Annotated in this window: 10 protein-coding genes; all 10 read left to right on the top strand. The window is 35.1% G+C overall.

What is annotated here, in order from left to right; genetic code table 11:
* Positions 1 to 66: 66 nt before the first annotated feature.
* On the top strand, positions 67 to 2,379 hold the full coding sequence (locus RB618_RS14895) for a family 20 glycosylhydrolase (RefSeq protein ID WP_308069459.1): 2,313 nt from the start codon (positions 67 to 69) through the stop codon (positions 2,377 to 2,379).
* A 171-nt stretch (positions 2,380 to 2,550) separates the two neighbouring features.
* Complete coding sequence (locus RB618_RS14900; protein ID WP_308069460.1) at positions 2,551 to 4,404, top strand: beta-galactosidase; 1,854 nt, start codon at positions 2,551 to 2,553, stop codon at positions 4,402 to 4,404.
* A gap of 255 nt (positions 4,405 to 4,659) precedes the next feature.
* Positions 4,660 to 6,144, top strand: coding sequence for an alpha-L-fucosidase (locus RB618_RS14905; protein WP_308069461.1), 1,485 nt, complete (start codon positions 4,660 to 4,662; stop codon positions 6,142 to 6,144).
* Between the two features lie 11 nt (positions 6,145 to 6,155).
* Positions 6,156 to 8,396: a GH92 family glycosyl hydrolase gene (locus RB618_RS14910; RefSeq protein WP_308069462.1), complete on the top strand. Its 2,241-nt coding sequence runs from the start codon at positions 6,156 to 6,158 to the stop codon at positions 8,394 to 8,396.
* Positions 8,397 to 8,408: 12 nt separating this feature from the next.
* A complete protein-coding gene (locus tag RB618_RS14915) occupies positions 8,409 to 11,069 on the top strand; it encodes a glycoside hydrolase family 3 N-terminal domain-containing protein (RefSeq protein ID WP_308069463.1) in 2,661 nt (886 codons plus the stop codon).
* A gap of 262 nt (positions 11,070 to 11,331) precedes the next feature.
* A complete protein-coding gene (locus tag RB618_RS14920; RefSeq protein ID WP_308069464.1) occupies positions 11,332 to 14,418 on the top strand; it encodes a SusC/RagA family TonB-linked outer membrane protein in 3,087 nt (1,028 codons plus the stop codon).
* Between the two features lie 16 nt (positions 14,419 to 14,434).
* Complete coding sequence (locus tag RB618_RS14925) at positions 14,435 to 16,033, top strand: SusD/RagB family nutrient-binding outer membrane lipoprotein (protein ID WP_308069465.1); 1,599 nt, start codon at positions 14,435 to 14,437, stop codon at positions 16,031 to 16,033.
* Between the two features lie 312 nt (positions 16,034 to 16,345).
* Complete coding sequence (locus RB618_RS14930; RefSeq protein WP_308069466.1) at positions 16,346 to 17,392, top strand: sialidase family protein; 1,047 nt, start codon at positions 16,346 to 16,348, stop codon at positions 17,390 to 17,392.
* A 289-nt stretch (positions 17,393 to 17,681) separates the two neighbouring features.
* Positions 17,682 to 18,632, top strand: coding sequence for a M20/M25/M40 family metallo-hydrolase (locus RB618_RS14935; protein WP_308069467.1), 951 nt, complete (start codon positions 17,682 to 17,684; stop codon positions 18,630 to 18,632).
* A 342-nt stretch (positions 18,633 to 18,974) separates the two neighbouring features.
* The gene (locus tag RB618_RS14940) at positions 18,975 to 20,111 is read left to right on the top strand and encodes a helix-turn-helix domain-containing protein (RefSeq protein ID WP_308069468.1); all 1,137 of its coding nucleotides are present in this window, start codon (positions 18,975 to 18,977) and stop codon (positions 20,109 to 20,111) included.
* Positions 20,112 to 20,234 lie beyond the last annotated feature (123 nt).

Raw genomic sequence — 20,234 nt, forward strand, 5'->3', positions numbered from 1 at the left:
AACTAAAAAACTATATCTCTAAAAGTAGCTTTATAAGTAACTTTTAGAGAAACCAAAAAACAAAGAATGAAAAAATTACTATTTCTATTAACCCTAATCTCTTCAATTTTCTCGGCAAATGCGCAGAAAATTTATACGGAAAGCGATATTCGCATCATTCCGAAACCGACTCAGACTCTTATCAAAACAGGTATTTTTGAATTTACAAAAGATACAAAGTTTGTGGTAAACGGTGATTTCCAAAAAGATGCTGCCAATGCTTTGGCTTCTAAATTTGGGACTGCTGCAGGGTGGAAGCCAGAAGTTACTACAAAAGCTCCTGCGAGTAATTATGTTTTATTAAAAACAGATCCGAACTTAAAAAATGAAGCTTACGTTTTAGATGTTAATCCAACTAATATTGTTATTTCTGCAAAAGGGAATAATGGTTTTTTATACGCTTTAGAAAGCATCAGACAATTACTTCCTGAAGCAATTGAAAGCCAGTTTGTGATTACTTCTGCAAAATGGCAAATTCCAAGTGTGACCATTAATGATGAACCTCGTTTTAAATGGAGAGGTCTAATGTTGGATTTGTCACGTCATTTCTTTGATAAAAATTATGTTTTAGCTACAATCGATCGTTTGGCAGCACATAAAATGAATGTTCTGCATATGCATTTAGTTGACGATCAGGGTTGGAGAATTGAAATTAAAAAATATCCAAAACTAACAGAAGTTGGTGCTTGGAGAGTAGATCAGGAAAATGTTTCTTGGAATGCTAGATTAACGACAAATCCTGATGAAAAAGGAACTTACGGAGGTTTTTTTACGCAAGATGAATTAAGAGAAATCGTAAAATATGCAGCGAAAAAAGGAGTTGAAGTAATTCCAGAAATCGAAATGCCGGCTCACGTGAGCAGCGCTATTGCGGCTTATCCAGAATTGGCTTGTTTCAATCAGAGAATTGGGGTTCCGTCTGGTGGGGTTTGGCCTTTGACAGATATTTATTGTGCAGGAAAAGAAACGACTTTTGAATTTTTGCAAAATGTAATTGATGAAGTAATCACGATTTTCCCTTCAAAATATATCCACATTGGCGGTGATGAAGCGACTAAAACCAATTGGGCAAAATGTCCGCATTGCCAAAAAAGAATCAAAGATGAGCGTTTGAAAAGTGTTGACGAATTACAAAGTTATTTTGTAAAACGCATGGAAAAATACATCAACTCAAAAGGTAAGAAAGTTATCGGTTGGGACGAAATTTTAGAAGGCGGTTTAGCTCCAGATGCAACCGTGATGAGCTGGAGAGGTATGAAAGGCGGAATCGAAGCAGCAGATCAAGGTCACGATGTAATTATGACACCAGAAACTCCTTGCTATTTCAACTTTTACCAAGGACCTCAAAACGAAGAACCTTTAGCTTTTGATGCTTATAATCCGTTAAGCGAAGTGTATAAATTTGATCCTGTAGTTTCAACTATGACGCCACAGGAAGCTGCGCATGTTTTAGGAGGACAAGCCAATTTATGGGCAGAACATATCGCTGGTCCAAAAGATTCTGAATATATGATTTTTCCAAGATTAGCGGCTTTGTCTGAAACTTTATGGAGTCCGAAAGAGAAGCGCAATTGGAACGATTTTACGTTAAGATTGTTTTCAATGTTCAAACGTTACGATTATCAAGGATTAAATTATGCGAAAAGCGCTTATTTGGTAACGGCTTCTTCAACAGCAGATTTGGCCAATAAACAAGTGAAAGTGGAATTGAAAAATGAATTTCCAAATCCAGATATCCGCTATGTTTTAGGAAACCAAAGTATTGATCATCACGCAATAAAATATACAAGCCCAATTGAAATAAAAGAAACTACAGTTTTAAAAGCTTCTTTATTTCAAGACGAAAAACCAGTTGGAAAAATATTTACAGATACTATTGTTTTCCATAAAGGATTTGCGAAAAAAGTAAAATACTTAACGCCTTTTAATGATAATTATAAAGGTGATGCCAATACTATGGTAAACAGTATTAGAGGAAGCAAAAATTTTCATGACGGACAATGGCAAGCTTGGCTGGTTAATGATATGGAATTGGTAATTGATCTTGAAAAAGTAGAAAGTATAGAACAAGTTACAGTTGGGGCTTTAGAAAGTCAAGGTGCCGGAGTTAATTTCCCAATTCAAGTGAAAGTATTGATTTCTACAGATGGAATTAAATACACTCAAGTTGGAAAAATAACACGTGCGTATGCAGTAAATGCAGTTCCAGAGTTGAAAGATTTCAAAATCAATTTCCAAAAACAAAATGCACGTTTTGTAAAAGTAATCGGAGGCAACTTAAAGAAAAGTCCAAAAGGAGAAAGCTCTTGGTTGTTTGTGGATGAGATTTTGGTGAATTAAATATTTTTAAACACATAGAAACATAGATTTTTTTGTTTTGAAACTTGGTAAATGAGTTTAGAAAGAAACTAGTTTCTAACACATAGTTTAACGTGAAATGCTTGTGACAGCTTTGTCAAAGTTTCAAATTTTGACAAAGCTTTAAAGTCATAAATGTATAATCTGAAAAAAATGAATAAGATATTATTTAAGCTCGGAGTATTATTGATTTGCTTGATGCCGTTTTTTACAAACGCTCAAACAAAAGGATTTTCTATAGCTAATGGAGAATTTCAAAAAGATGGAAAAACTATAAAAATACATTCGGGAGAAATGCATTATGAGCGTATTCCTAAAGAATATTGGAGACATCGATTGCAAATGCTTAAAGCTATGGGATTGAATACCGTGGCAACTTATGTATTTTGGAATTATCATGAAATTGAGCCAGGTGTATGGGATTTTAAAACGGGAAATAGAGATTTGGCAGAGTTTTTACGTATTGCTAAAAGCGAAGGATTGTATGTAATTCTTAGACCAGGGCCGTATGCATGTGGTGAATGGGAATTTGGAGGATATCCTTGGTGGCTGCAAAATAATCCAGATTTAGTAATTCGCACGAATAACAAAGCATTTTTGGAAGCTTGTAAATCGTATCTAGAAAATTTGTACGCAGTAGTAAAAGGAAATTTTGCTAATCAGGGAGGCCCAATTATTATGGTTCAGGCTGAAAATGAATTTGGTTCTTATGTTTCTCAAAGAACCGATATTAGTGCTGAAGATCATAAAGCATACAAAACAGCCATTTACAATATGCTTAAAGAAACGGGATTCCCAGAGCCTTTTTTTACTTCTGACGGTACTTGGTTGTTTGAAGGAGGTGCTGTTGAAGGCGTGTTACCAACCGCAAATGGAGAATCAAATATAGAAAATTTAAAAAAACAGGTTGATAAATTCCATAAAGGACAAGGACCTTATATGGTCGCTGAGTTTTATTCTGGCTGGTTGGATCATTGGGCAGAACCATTTATTAAAATTGGATCTGAGGAGATTGCAAGCCAGACTAAAAAGTACCTTGATGCTGGGGTTTCTTTTAATTATTATATGGTGCACGGTGGGACTAATTTCGGATTTACCTCTGGAGCAAATTATAATGAAGAAAGTGATATTCAGCCGGATATTACAAGCTATGATTATGATGCGCCTATTAGCGAAGCAGGTTGGGCAACACCAAAATTCATGGCTATTCGTGAAGTAATGCAAAAATATTCTAAAACAAAATTAGCACCAATTCCAGAGAAAATACCAGTTGTAAAATATCCTAATCAGCCTGTCAAATCAAGTATGGATGTTTTAAGCTGGATCAAAAAAGAAAAAGCGGTTGTAAATGATCAACCTTTAACTTTTGAAAAGTTAGGTCAGGGAAATGGATATGTTTTGTATCGAAAAAGATTTACGCAGCCAATTTCTTCTGGCAAATTGAAAATCGAGGGATTGAGAGACTTTGCTACCGTTTATGTAAATGGAGTTAAGGTGGGTGAATTGAATAGAGTTTTCAAAAATTATGAGTTGACAATTTCTATTCCTTTTAACGGTATTTTAGAAATTCTAGTTGAAAATATGGGACGTATTAATTACGGAGCCGAAATAGTACATAACACTAAAGGTATTATTTCTCCTGTTTTCATTAATGAATATGAAATTAGTGGTGGATGGGAAATGTATAAAATGCCAATGAATGAAGTTCCAGCTATTAAGAATGAAACGGTAAAATCTGGACGCCCAGTTTTATATGAAGCTACAGTAAACATTGATAAACCAGCCGATACTTTTCTTGATATGACCAATTGGGGAAAGGGAATTGTATTTGTTAACGGCCACAATTTGGGTCGCTACTGGAAAGTAGGACCGCAACAAACGCTTTATGTGCCAGGATGTTGGTTGAAAGCGGGTGAGAATAAGTTTGTGGTATTGGAGCAGCTTAATGAAAACACTCCAAAAGAATTAACTTTTACAGATCAGCCGATACTTGAAAAATTAAATTAAGATTAACCCGTTGGATGTAATTAAAAAATAAAAGCATTTTAACACATAGAGACATAGTTTTTTGTGTCGAAAAAAGAAAATGGAAGAAACAAGTTTCCACGCATAGCTAAACTATGTGCATTTAAACTAGTGAAACGCCTTTTTTAAGTTTAGTTAAACTATGTTTCTATATGTTGAAAATAATTTCACCCAACGAGTAAAGATTACCTATTAAACCAGAAAACAAAGAATAATAAATTATAAATTAGATTAAAGATGAAAAAAGGAATATTCATTATCGCCCTTTTATTTTCAGCTCAGATATTCGCTCAGGCGATATATGAAGATGAAAGATACGTACCAGAAACTGATCCGTTAGTTTTAAAGAACTTAGACGAATGGCAAGGCAAAAAATTTGGTTTGCTTATGCACTGGGGAACTTACAGCCAGTGGGGTATTGTAGAATCTTGGTCTATCTGCCCTGAAGATTATGGATGGTGTGAACGTAAAAAAGGAAGTAATCCGTCTAATTATAATGATTATATCAAAGATTACGAAGGATTGAGAAAGACCTTTAATCCTGTAAAATTTGATCCTGCAAAATGGGCTAAAGCGGCTAAATATGCTGGAATGAAATACATGGTTTTTACCACCAAACACCATGACGGATTCAACATGTATGATACCAAATATTCTGATTATAAGATTACTAGTAAAGATGTTCCTTTTCATACCAATCCTAAAGCAGATGTTTTAAAAGAAATTTTCAACTCATTTAGAGGAGAAGGCATTTCAACGGGAGCTTATTTCTCAAAACCAGACTGGCATAACGAAAACTATTGGGATCCTTATTTTCCTCCTTTCGATAGAAACGTAAACTATGATCCTTCTTTATACCCAGAAAAATGGCAAAAATATGTTGATTTCACTCACAACCAAATCTTAGAAATTCTTTCTAACTACGGAAAAGTAGATATCTTATGGTTAGATGGAGGATGGGTTAGAAAAAGAGATCAGCAGAACATCAAAGAAAATTACGATGAAAAATTTACTGAAAACGAATCTAAAAACGGTTTCATCAAACACAGAGTTGTAGATCAAGATCCAAAAATGGATGAATTGGTTGTAAAAGCGCGTCAGAAACAGCCTGGTTTAATTGTGGTTGATAGAGCAGTTCACGGTAAAAACCAAAACTATTTAACTCCAGAAGGACGTGTTCCTGCTAAAACATTGCCTTATCCTTGGGAATCTTGTATTCCAGCTGGTGGTGGATGGTCTTATTCTCCAGGTGCAACTTACATGACTGGTAGACAAGGAATTCACTTATTGATTGATATTGTGGCAAAAGGCGGAAACTTATTATTAAACGTTGCTCCAAGTCCGGAAGGAGAATGGGATAAAGGTGCTTACGATTTATTGCAAGCGTATGGAGACTGGATGAAAGTAAACAGCACAGCAATTTATAACACAAAACCTATTGAGCCTTACAAAGAAGAAAACATTTGTTTTACACAAAATAAAGCAGGTAATGTATTTGCATTTTATTTAGCTAAAGAAGGAGAAGACAAAATTCCTGCTGAAGTTACTGTAAAAGTTATAAGTCCTAAAAAAGGAACAAAAATTACAATGTTAGGTTCTAAAACGTCTTTAAAATGGACAAAAGAAGGAAACGGATTTAAAGTTGTTATTCCAGAAAGCTTAAGAAACAATCTTCCTGCAAAAGAAGCGTGGACTTTAAAAATTGAAGCGATCAACAGATAAAAATGAAACCTATGGTTTTAAATACAAACAAATTTCAAACAGCATGTTTTTTCTACATGCTGTTTTTTAGCATAACGATTTTTGCGCAGGAACCTGCCGATTTTGTGAATCCGTTTATTGGGACTTCCAATTATGGGGCGGCTTTTCCGGGACCAATTGCCCCGCGCGGAATGGCAAGTATCAGTCCGTTTAATGTGGCGGGAGTGAAAAATACTCCAATGGAAAAAGACAGTCAATGGCTTTCGAACCCGTATGTGAATGAAAATACCTTTTTGACAGGATTTAGTCAAGTGAATTTAAGCGGTGTTGGCTGTCCAGATTTGGGTGTTATTTTATTGATGCCAACAACTGGAAATGTAGAAATCGATCATTTGAAATACGGATCTACTTATTCTAATGAAGTGGCCAAAGCAGCGTATTACAGCGTGAACATCGACAAGTATAAAGTTAAAGGCGAGTTTACTGCTTCAAAACGAGTTGGAGTGAGCAGATTCACTTTCCCGAAAGGACAATCTAATATTTTATTAAATCTTGGTTTAGGTTTAACAAATGAAGAAGGCGCGATGGTAAAAGTGGTTTCTTCTACAGAAATTGAAGGAATGCGTTCGGTTGGTTCGTTTTGTTACAATAGTCCAGAAGATGCTTATCCGGTTTATTTTGTGGCTCAGTTTTCTAAACCTGCCCATAAATTTGGAGTTTGGAAAAAACCTGCAAAATACAACGGCGTTGAAGCGCAATGGATGGGTTACAACGGAAAAGCTAGAATAATGGAAAATACCATTAAAACCGTAGTAGGTGATAGTATTGGAAGTTATTTTACGTATAAATTCGACAAACAAGAAACGGTTGAAGTGAAGATTGGAATTTCGTATGTAAGTATCGAAAATGCCCGTGAAAACTTAGCAAAAGAAGTGGGTAACAGATCTTTTGATGCAATTTACAAAGAAACCTACAACGAATGGAACGAAGAATTGTCTAAAATTTTGGTTGAAGGTGGTACAAAAGTTGACAATACGATTTTCTACACAGCTTTGTATCACACTTTAATTCATCCCAATATTTTAAATGATATTAACGGACAATATCCCGTAATCAAAAGAAGTAAAATTGCTAAAACTGATGACACCCGTTATACCGTATTTTCTTTATGGGATACGTACCGAAATGTACATCCATTGATGTCTTTGGTTTATCCAAAACAGCAATCTGATATGGTAAAAAGTATGTTGACTATGTTTGATGAAAACGGCTGGTTACCCAAATGGGAACTGAATTCGACTGAAACTTTTACCATGGTTGGTGACCCGGCAAGTATTGTAATTACTGATAGTTATATGAGAGGAATTCGTGATTATGATATTAACAAAGCCTATTATGCGATGTTGAAAGGCGCAGATAATATTGAAAATAATCCGCTTCGTCCTGGATTGAAAGATTATATCAAAAAAGGATATTTAACAACTGACAATAAAGGCCCAGTTTCTACAACTCAGGAATACAATATTTCAGATTATTCTATTTCGCTTATGGCCAACGAGTTCGGTGATAAAGACAATGTAAAACGTTTTAAAGAACGTTCATTATCCTACAGAAAATTATTCGATAAAAACTTAAATCTGCTTCGTCCAAGAACGGCTGATGGAAAATGGTATGAGCCATTTGATCCTGCTTCTGGAGCTAATTTTGAAGAAAATGTTGGTTTTATTGAAGGAAATGCTTGGCAGTATGCTTTTATGGTTCCTCATGACATTGTCGGATTAAAGAAATTAATAGGGGGTGATATACCATTTTCGGCACAATTGCAGAAGATATTTGATACGAAACAATTTGATATGGCAAACGAGCCAGACATTGCCAATCCGTATTTGTTTAATTATGTGAAAGGTGAAGAATATAAAGCGCAGGAAATGGTAAGGAAATTGGTTCGCGAGTATTTCAAAAATGAGCCAAAAGGATTGCCAGGAAATGACGATACCGGAACTATGTCGGCTTGGCTGGTGTATTCGATGATGGGAATTTATCCAATATCGCCTGGAGATCCAGTTTACACCATTACAGCGCCAATGTTTCATAGAGTGACGATCAAATTAGATCCAAGATATTATAAAAAAGAAAGCATCGTAATTGAAAGACAAATCAATAATGGTGGAAAAATCAATTCGATTGAGCTAAACGGAAAATCACATAACAGCTTTTTTATTTCGCATGATGATTTTGTGAATGGAACAAAGCTTAAAGTGATTCAAAACTAAACACACACAACTATGTTACAATTAAGAATGAGAAAAACGGCCATTATTTTTGTAATGGCTGTTGGTTTTTTTAACCAAATCCACGCCCAGAAAAAGTATCCGTATCAGGATGCCAAATTACCAGTAGAAGAAAGAGTTCAAGATTTGCTAAGCCGTATGACACTTGAAGAAAAAGTGCGTCAGATGGATATGTACAGAGGAGACTTTTTTAAAGATAAAGAAGATTTTGCAAAATCTAAATCGGCTGAAAAAATTGGGAAATTAGGAATTGGAGCGATTCATGACCTTTATCCGCGTTCAGCGAAAATGATCAATGATTTACAAACGAATGTAATCAAAGGAAACCGTTGGGGAATTCCGGCGCTGATTATGTGTGAAATGCTTCACGGCTATTTAGACGAAGGAAGTACTGCTTTCCCAATGAACATCGGACTTGGAGCAACTTGGGATGTGGCTACGATGGACAAAGTGGGAAAAGTAATTGGTATGGAAGCCAGAGCACATGGAGTTCATTTTGGTTTTGGACCCAACTTAGATTTAGGGCGCGAACCAAGATGGGGGCGTGTTGCAGAAACTTTTGGTGAAGATGCTTTTTTAAATAGCGAAATTGGTTTGGCTTTCATTAAAGGAATGCAGGGAGACGATTTAAAATCAGATCGTTCTATTATAGCTGAGCCGAAACACTTTGCGGTTCATGGTATTCCGCAGGCGGGAGGAAATTCTTCGCCAATTTTGGTTGGAGAACGTTCTGCAAGAGAAGATCACTTGCCATCTTTTGAAAAAGCGTTTAGAAAAGGCGGTGCTTTAGGAACTATGTGCGCATATTCTGAATTAGACGGAATTCCTTGTGCTGCGAATCACTGGTTATTGACAGATGTTTTAAGAAAGGAATGGGGTTTTAAAGGATTGGTAGTTTCAGATTTGGGAGCTATTAAATATATTCAGACCACTCATAAAGTGGCTGATTCTCCAAAAGATGCGATTAGAGAAGCTGTTTCAGCGGGTGTTGATATGCAATTCTACGATTTTTCGAATGAATTCTGGCAGAATACTGTTATTGAATTGGTAAACGAAAAGAAATTGACACCAGAAAATATCGACCGTGCGGCGGGAGCAGTTTTGCGTTTGAAATTCTTATTAGGATTATTTGAAAATCCGTACACAGATAAAAATCTGATTAAAGAACGTTTTCATACTCCAGAAAATCAATCTGTTGCTTTAGAAGCAGCTCAAAAATCTATGGTTTTATTGAAAAATGAAAACAATATTTTGCCTTTAAGCAAAAACTTAAAAAATATTGCGGTTATCGGACCAAATGCAAATGCTTCAAGATTGGGTGGTTATGCTCCGAAGAACAGTGTCGGAATGACGGTTTATGAAGGGGTTAAGGAATTGGTTGGAAAAACAGCTAATGTAGTTTATGAAGAAGGTGTTCCGTTAATTGTAAAAGGACAGATTATTCCATCTAAATATTTATTTACTCCAGACGAATCTCAAAACGGATTAAAAGGAGAATATTTCAATAACAGAAATCTGGAAGGAACTCCTGCATTGACTCGTATCGACAATCAGTTAGAGTTTGACTGGCCTTGGGCGCCTGGTGATGGTGTAAATGTAGATGATTTTTCTATCAGATGGACAGGGTTTTTAAAATCAGATCAAGCATTGGATGGCTGGTTAGGTTTAAGTTCTGATGACGGAATCAGAATGTATATCGATGATCAATTGGTAATCGACAACTGGACAAAAGGTGCCACAAGCATGGTGACAGTTCCAAAAAACATTGAAAAAGGAAAAAAATACAAAGTCCGCATCGAAATGTGGGAAGGAGGCTGGGGAGCCAGAGCTCATTTCCGTTGGAATTTAGAAAAAGTAAACCTACAGCCAGCAATCGATGCTGCTAAAAAAGCAGATGTTGCAATTGTAGTTTTAGGAGAATCTAACGAATTGGTTGAAGAAAACAGAGACGTAGCTTCTTTAGACTTATTCGGAATCCAGCAGCAACTGATCGAAGAAATTCAAAAAACAGGAACTCCTGTAGTTTGTGTGTTATTAAACGGTCGTCCGCTTTCTACAAACTGGATTGCTGAAAATATTCCAGCAGTTTTAGAAGGATGGTTTCCAGGTGAATTAGGAGGTAGAGCGGTAGCTGATGTTTTATTTGGAGATTATAACCCAGGAGGAAGATTGCCAATTACGGTTCCAAAATCAGTTGGGCAGTTACCTATATATTATAACCAAAAGCCATCTGCGATCCATAAATATGTAGCAGAAAGCGAACATCCTTTATATTCATTCGGTTACGGATTAAGTTATACGAAGTTTGAATATTCTAATTTAAAACTGAATACAACTGAAATTAAGCCAGACGGAGAAGTAAAAGTTTCCGTTGATGTTAAAAACGTGGGAGATAGAGACGGAGATGAAGTGGTTCAGTTATACATTAACGATGTTTACAGCTCAGTAACAACTCCCGAAAAAACGTTAAAAGGATTCAAAAGATTAAATATCAAAAAAGGCGAAACAAAAAATGTTGAATTTACACTTACTCCAGATGAGCTATCTCTTTGGAACAGAGAAATGAAGCGCGTTGTAGAGCCTGGAGATTTCGAAGTGATGGTCGGCGGAAATTCGACCGATTTATTTAAAACGAAATTTAAGGTTTTGAACTAAAAACCCAAAAACGCCGAAGATTTTTCGGCGTTTTTACTTTAAAAAAATGAATACAATTATAAAAGACCAAATTCTATTCAATAATAGAATTTGGTCTTTTAATTTAAGGCAGAGTAGGATTACAAATGAAAACGTTTTCTTTCAATAAAACACTAAAGATTTACCAACACCTTTTCAAAATTGTCATTTGTCGAAATTATATTTTGTTAACAGAATGTATTCTTAAGTTTAACATGTTATTAACTCTAAAAAAACAACTAATATGATTAAAAACGTACTAAAATTACTGTTTGTCATATGCCTTTTCGGTTTTCAAAGCCTAGAAGCGCAGACAACGGTAAAAGGAACGATAACAGATGCTCAAAGCGGGATTCCGATTCCTGGAGCAAATATTATTGTTAAAGGAACTAAAACAAGTGCTTCAACTGATTTTGACGGTAAGTACAGCATTAGTGTTCCAAATCAATCAGCAGTTTTGGTTTTTACTTATGTAGGATCTGCTACAAAAGAAGTTGCTGTTGGGGCACAAACTACAATTAACGTATCTTTAGGTGCAGATACGCAGCAGTTAGGTGAAGTAGTGGTTACAGCTCTTGGTATTAAAAGAGAGAAAAAAGCCATTACATATTCTGCACAAAACGTTTCTGTAGATGAGTTATCTGAAGCAAGATCATTAAACGTTGCCAACTCACTTTCTGGTAAAGTTGCGGGTCTTAACTTCTCTACTACTTCAAATGGTGTTGGTTCTTCTTCTAGAATTACATTAAGAGGTAACAGATCGTTAAACGGTAACAACCAACCTCTTTATGTTGTAGATGGTGTGCCAATTAGTAACGGAACAACAAACACAAATCCTGATATTGATACAGGAGGAACTACTCAGCCTGATGGTATCTCTAACATTAACCCAGAAGATATTGCTTCGATGACTGTTCTTAAAGGACCATCTGCAGCAGCACTTTATGGTTCTAGAGCATCAAATGGTGTAATCGTAATTACAACTAAATCTGGTAAAGCTGGAAAAACGTCTGTTTCGTTATCATCTAACTTTATGGCTTCTTCTGCTTATAATTTGATGAATTTACAGAACGAATACGGTCAAGGGACAAACGGAAATTATGTTTCTAACTCAAGCTCAAGCTGGGGTGCGCCTTTAGACGGGCGTCAGGTATCTGCTTGGCAGTTGGTTCGTAATCCAAATTACGCTGGGCCAGCTACACAAAGCTATTCTCCACAGCCAAACAACGTTATTGATTTCTACAAAACAGGTTATAACTTAGCAAATACTTTGACAGTTACTGCGGGTAACGAAAAAGCGCAAGGTTATTTCTCTTACACTAACACACGTGCTGAAGGTATTGTGGGTGGAAACCAAATGGACAGACACAATCTTAACTTAAGATTGACTAGCAAGATTACAGATAAATTAACTTTAGATGCTAAAACAAACTACATCGTTCAGGATATCGATAACTTATTGAGAACGGGTGAAGAGTCTATTGGAACATCTGCTTATTTATTGCCACGTAGTATTGCTTACAACGATTACAAAGATTTCGAATATTTTGATGCTGCAGGACAAAGACAAGTTAACTATTTTATTGACGAAACTGGTGCTCCTGGTGGAAACCCATTCTGGTCTGCTTTAAGAGATGATGCTCGTACAGATAAAAGAAATAGATTTATTGGTTTAGCTTCTCTTAAATATGAGTTTACAAAAACGTTAAGCTTACAAGGTAGAGCTGGTTTAGACCAAATGACAAACAAAAACGTAAGAAACAGATATGCAACTGCAGCTTTCAACAGCAACATGGGGTCTTACAGCGAATCTTATGAAACTGTAAGCGAATTGAACGTAGATGCTTTACTTTCTTACAATGAAAAATTCGGAGATTTCTCTGTTGGTCTTAATGCGGGTGCGAGTTCATTGCAGCAAAATAGTTCAGCTTTAAATTCTGGTGGTGTTTTAAGTAAAAGAAACTTCTTCGCATTATCAAATGTTCAAACAGTTCAATCTACTTCTACAGCTTCAGAAAAAAGAATTAATTCTGTTTACGGATTTGGTCAAATTGGTTTCAGAAACTACTTATTCTTAGATTTAACAGCTAGAAATGACTGGTCTTCAACTTTACCAGAAGATTATTTCTACCCATCTTTCGGACTTTCAGCTGTTATTTCTGATATGGTTACATTGCCAGAAGTAATTAGTTTTGCAAAAGTTAGAGCTTCTTACGCACAAGTGGGTAACGATACAGATCCATATCAGACACAACAAAGATTCTCTTACATTGGAGGAAACGGTGGTATGTTATATGGACAAAGCACAAAAGCAAATCCAAACTTAAAACCAGAGATTTCTTCTTCTACAGAGTTTGGTGCTGATGTTAGATTTTTCAACAGCCGTTTAGGTTTAGATTTCACGTATTTCAATACATTAACTAATAACCAGATTTTCTACATCAATACGCCTGAGCCTTCTGGATATTCTAGAGCTATCGTAAACGGTGGAGATATTGAAAATAAAGGTATCGAGCTTACGCTTACTGCGACTCCAATCCAGACAGAAAACTTTACTTGGGATATTACAGCAAACTACGCTTCTTACAAGTCAAAAGTAAAATCTATCTTTGAAGGAAGAGATGAATTAGTTCTTGGAGAAGGGCGTTTAGTAAGAAGTAAAGTGGTTGTTGGAGGCGAATATGGTGATTTATACATCAAAGGTTTCCAAAGAGATCCAAACGGAAATATCATTGTAAATAGCGCAGGTATTCCATTAGCTACAAATGGTTTTGACGTTCGTGCGGGTAACTTTAATCCAGATTGGACTGCAGGTTTCAAAAACAACTTTAAATACAAAGATTTCTCTTTAAGCTTTTTGGTTGATTTCAGAATCGGTGGTGAAGTTATTTCATACACTCAAGCGAGACAAGCTGGTTTAGGGGTAAGTGATATTACTTTGGCAGGAAGAAATGGCGGAATCATTGTGGATGGTGTTGTAGATAACGGAAACGGAACTTATTCTCCAAACACAACAAGCATCAATGCTGAGCAATACTGGACAGCTATCGGACAAAGAACTCCAATTGCAGAGCCATTTGTTTATGATGCTACAAACATCAGATTAAGAGAGCTTGTTTTTGGTTACTCAATGCCAAAACGCTTATTAGGTAATTCTGGATTTTCAAGTATCGATTTCTCATTAGTAGGTAGAAACTTGTTCTTCTTCTTGAATAAAGCTGAGCACTTTGATCCAGAAGCTGGAGCAGGTACAGGTAACTTACAAGGTATAGAATCTTTCAACATTCCATCAACGAGAGATTATGGAGTGAATGTTAAATTCGGATTTTAATTAAAAAAGAGACATCATGAAATATAGTTTTAAAATAAAAACATTAGGAGTTGCATTAATGGCAGTTTCGATTTTGTCAAGCTGTACTGGCGATTTTGATGAAATAAACAAAGATCCTAATTCATTGACTGAAGATCAGTTAGATGCTACATTGGCAGGTCCTGCATTTGCATCTGCATTATATGCAGGTATCCACAATGGTTCTTATTCGTCTCCAGGAGTAGATGATCAAGGTACTTGGGGTATTGCAACAGGTATTTTATCTTCAACTTTTATCCACTACCTAAATTGTGGATACGGAACGGAAAGAAATGCTTTCGTAAACGGATACGAAGGTAGAGGATGGACAAGATTTTACACCGTTGCTGCGCCAGCTTTATCAAATGCTTTTAAAGCATCTGAAGGAAATGCAGAAGCTACAGCTGTTCTTAAAATCTGGAAAGTTTTCATGTACAACCAAATGGTTGATGCTTACGGACCAATTCCTTATACTGAGGCAGGTAACGGAAAAGATAAAGTTCCTTACGATAGCGTAGAATTTATCTATGCAGATTTCTTTAAATTATTGGACGAAGCAAATGCAACGTTAACTTCTACTTCTGCAACTTCGGTTGCTTCTCTTGCACCAAATGATAGAGTTTATGCAGGAAGTGTTGACAAATGGAGAATCTTTGGAAATAGTATGAGATTACGTTTGGCTTTAAGAATTTCTGATAAAGATCCTGCAAATGCAAAAACTCAAGCTGAAGCTGCGGTTGCTGCTGGAGTAATGCAGACAAACGATCAAAGTGCATTCTTTAAAGCAAGTAACATTACGCCAAACAACTTAAACATGATTGTAAATAGTTGGGGTTACGTAATGACAGCTTCTATGGAAAGTATCTTAGTTGGGTACAACGATCCGCGTTTAGCAAAATGGTTTGCTCCACTTGATGCTACTGCAACAACAAAAGTGTATAGAGGAAACCCAGTTGGAGGTTTAGAAGATCAATTTGGAACTACAAAATTCTCTGCTTTTAACAATGATGTTTTAGGAAATGGTGCAAATAACACACTTAGCGAAACTAAAAACATTGAAATCTTCATGGCTTCTGAAAACTACTTAAGTAGAGCAGAAGGAGCTTTAAATGGATGGAATATGGGAGCAGATGCTAAAACTTTGTATGAAACAGGTATTAGATTATCGCTTGCGCAATGGGGAATTACAGAAGTAGCTGATGTTAATGCTTACATTGCTGGAACAACATTGCCAACATTGCCAAACATTTTGACTTTATACCCAACTTTAGATTTACAAGATATTCCAGTTAAATTGCCTGTGGCATGGTCTGCATCTACTGCTGATCAAAGAACTCAGATTGCAGTTCAGAAATACTTAGCAATTTTCCCAGAATCTTGGGAGGCTTGGGCAGATTTACGTAGAAGTGATGCTAAAGTAATCTATCCAGTTTTAAATACGGATAATCCAGATGCAGGAGTTGGTAAATCTTTAATGAAAAGAATTATTTACACTACAAATGAGTACTCATCAAATAAAGAAGCTGTAGATGGCGGAGTTGCTAAATTAGGAGGTCCAGATTCAGGTGGAACAAGACTTTGGTGGGACACAAAATAATTAATTTGGTAAAGTAAAAGATCAATAGATTTGTTACTTGAGCAGAAGGAGAGGTAACTCTCCTTTTGTTTTTTATGAAGACCTGTGAATTTTTGCCCCAACTTTAATTCATAATTAACAATTTCCCTTTGTGTAAAAGTGAGCAAGTTTAATTTTAACACATAGAAACATAGGTTCTGTGTCTAAAAAGAAAAGCAAAGAGAAAAATATTTCTTTCACATAGCTATGTGTGAGAAACTAGTTTCTTTCTTTATTCTTTTCGTAAAAAGAAAAAAATCTATGTTTCTATGTGTTTAATAATTTTAAAATAAAATGATTTTAAAGACAAAATGTACTGTTGCAGTTCTGTTGGTTTTATTTCTTTTTTCTAATGGAATAAAAGCACAGATAAAGGCTGTTAATATTGAAAGCAGTTATATTGCCGACCCGCCTGTTACAACAAATAGTCACGCCTCAACTTTGGTTGAATACAAACCAAACGAAATTCTAGCCGCTTGGTTTGGCGGAAAATATGAAGGTGCAAAAGATGTCGGAATTTACATTTCGGCGTACAAAGACAAAAAATGGTCTGCACCAATAGAACTGATTCAGCCCTTAATTAAAAACGGAGATACATTGCCATGTTGGAATCCAGTTTTGTTTAAAAGCAAAAGCCAGAATTTGTATTTGTTTTATAAAATTGGAAAAAATCCGAGAGAATGGTTTGGCGCTATGATGGTTTCAAAAGATAACGGAACAACATGGGGAGAACCAAAATATCTTCCCGACGGAATTTTAGGACCAATCCGAAACAAACCTATCGAAACCACTCCATGCATAATTTTATGCGGAAGCAGTACCGAAAGTGTCAACACAGACCAATGGCGAGTACATGTTGAAGAATATACAGAAGCAACAGATTCTTGGAAGAAAATAGCGGTAGAAAACAATCAGAACTTTGATGTTATTCAGCCAACATTTTTAATTCATGGTAAGAGTGATATTCAGATGCTGTCTCGAAGCAAACACAATAAAGTGGTTTCTAGCTGGTCGGGAGATAATGGTAAAAGCTGGATTAGAACCAATACTATAAATGTCATTAATTCAAATTCTGGAATTGATGCCTTAACAATCAATAAAAATCTGTTTTTATTGGTAAATAATCCGCTGCCAATTGGAAAAGACTGGTTTAACGGACGTAATATTCTGGATATTGAATATTCTAAAGATGGTTTAAATTGGACGAAACTATTCGATCTCGAAAAACAGGAAAAAGGAGAATTCAGTTATCCAGCTATAATTCAAACCGCCGACAAGAGAATACACGTTTTGTATACTTATGATAGAAAATATATTAAACATACCTCTTTTGATTTATAAGATAATAGTACGTTGATAAAACGGATTCACTTCGTGAAAACGCGGATAAACACAGATGTTTAATTTTAAAACATAGAAACATAGATTTTTATTGCTTCAGTTTAAGATTATTGAAAAAGCCAGCTTTAACACATAGCTATGTGTATTTAAATTAGTGAAACGCCTTTTTAGAGTTATTGTAAGCTATGTTTCTATGTGTTTTAAAAAAAAAAAAAATTAATCAGTAAAAATCCGCGTCTTTGCAAAGCAAATCTGTGTCACCCGCGTTCCATTCTATAGATAACTAATTATGAAAAAACTTTTTATTGCAATTCTTTTCTTTTGCTGCACTTTCGTGAATGCACAAATGGCTAATACTTTTTACAAACATGACAAATATCTTTCATCTGATAAATTGGAAGGTCGTTTTGTGGGAACTAAAGGAAATAACGATGCAGCGGCATATATCAAAAAATATTTTAAGAAATATGGTTTACAGCAATTCAATGATAGTTATTATCAGCCTTTCAAAGTATTTGTTAAAGAAGGAATCAATAAAATGAAATCGGATAGTGTGGCAACGCAAAATGTTGTGGGTTATATTGAAGGTTCAGATCCTAATTTGAAAAACGAATACATAGTAATTGGTGCGCATTACGATCACTGGGGCTGGGGCGGACAAGGTTCTGGAAGTAAAAAGAAAGAAGCTTTTGCCATTCATAACGGTGCCGATGATAATGCGTCTGGAGTTTCGGCTTTGCTTTGCATCTTAGAAGAAATTTCAAAACAAAAAGTAAAACCTAAACGAAGCATCATCTTTATTTCGTTTAGCGGAGAAGAAGAAGGATTGTTGGGTTCTAAATATTTCATTAATCATCCTCCCGTTCCAAAAGAAGCAGTAAAAGTTATGCTCAATATGGATATGGTTGGAAGATTGAATGATAAAAAAGAGCTTTATATGGGCGGAGCAGGAACTTTCCCGAACGGAGTAGAATTAATGAAAAAACTGCAAGAAAATAGCGGATTAAATCCTGTTATTCATGCAGGTGATGTGGGCGGCTCAGATCATGTTTCTTTTTACAAAGAATCTATTTCAGCTGTTGGTTTTCATACAGGTGGACATCCGCAATACCACACGCCAGACGATGATATTGATCTGATTAATTCAGACGGAGGAGCTTTGGTCTCAAAATATATTTATAATGCGCTTATCCAAATAGCCAATTATGAGAACGCTTTAATTTTTATTAAACAAAATTAAAACAAAGCTATTTTCAATAAAGAATAAATTAGTTTAGAACACTAAAAAGATAAAAAATTGCCGAATGGCGCCAACTAAATACGGTCGGCGCCATTTTTATTTACTTTATGTAAGTCTTAGATCTTAGATCAACTGCAAGATTTTGGAAGATTTTTTAAGGGTTTATTTTTTATGCTTTGTCTTTAACTATTTCAAAATAAGCATAGAGCATGACAGCGTTACTATTTATGACAATACCACTTTTAGCACTTGGCGAAATATTTTTTAAAATTTGGAGAAAATCTTCTATACTTTTTTAAGCTTTCCTATTTAAATTTTAAATTGCGCGTAAGTTAAAAAACTATGGACAAATACAGCTTTTTGGAAATAGCAGCACTTATAGGAATTTTTTTGGTGCTGTTTCTTGCCTTATTTTTGTTTACCGTTAAAACAAAATATAAATTAGGAAATCGCCTTCTTGCTTTCTTTCTTTTTGCTAATGCCGTAGATGCATTAAAATTTTTGATGCGTGATTTCCCTGTTAATTTCATCAATCTCGAAGCATTTCGTTGGAGTATTAACTATTTGGTTTCAGCATCGTTTTATCTCTATGTATTGTCGATTTGTTTTTCCAACTTTCGCTTAAAACCAAAACATTTATTACACACGATTCCGTTTGTTGCTTTCAATTTGTATTTAATGTCTGGGATATATTTTGAAGATAGGGCTGCGAAAATAAGTTTCATAAATGCTATGAATCAGACTTTTACCATGCAGTTTTTTTATTTTCTCTTTGAATTTTTATTCCAAGTTTACTTTATCGCTTCATTTTTGGTGATTAGAAAATCTAAAACCATCTATCTCGAGAATTATACAAATCCAGATATCTCTTTGCTTGACGCACTTTATAAAATTACAATTCTATATTATGTTTTACATTTTATTGTGCTTTTAAGGTGGCTTGTTACTTTTATCTTTGGTTGGGGAGAAATAAGAGCTTGGATTGTAACCCTTGATGGGTTTGCGTTTTTATTTTGTACTTGTTGGTATCTTTTTGTTGCGTTAAATAATCCAGAGTTTTTTAGAGGCATCAATTCTCAATTTAAATCGATTACAGACGTTGCCCCAAAACAAAAATTGTCTCCTGTAATTGATGACGAAAAAAATAAGCAAATAGAATCTCTAAAAGATTTTATGATTAAAAATGAACCTTATCTAGACTGTTCATTAACGATTCAGGATTTGGCAGAACAATTAAAAATGCCCGTTAAAGATTTATCTACGTTAATTAACCTGTATATGAATAAGCACTTTTTTGATTTCGTAAATGAATATAGAATCGAAAAAGCTAAAGAAATACTTAAAGATCCTTTACAAAAAGAACTTACCATTCAAGAAATTCTCTATAAGGTTGGTTTCAATTCCAAATCGTCGTTTAGTGCTTCTTTTAAAAAATATACTGGAAAAACTCCAAGTGATTTTAGAAAGCCTTCAAATTAATTCATTTTTTCTTAGAAAAGGGTTCGACTTTTTTTAGTCGGTCGTTTATTGAGACGTTTTAAAGCATATTTGCAGCAAGTTTTAGACAATCAATCAAATTCTATCTCCGAAAAAAATAATTAA

The sequence above is a fragment of the Flavobacterium sp. LHD-85 genome (assembly GCF_030929595.1).
Lineage (GTDB): Bacteria > Bacteroidota > Bacteroidia > Flavobacteriales > Flavobacteriaceae > Flavobacterium.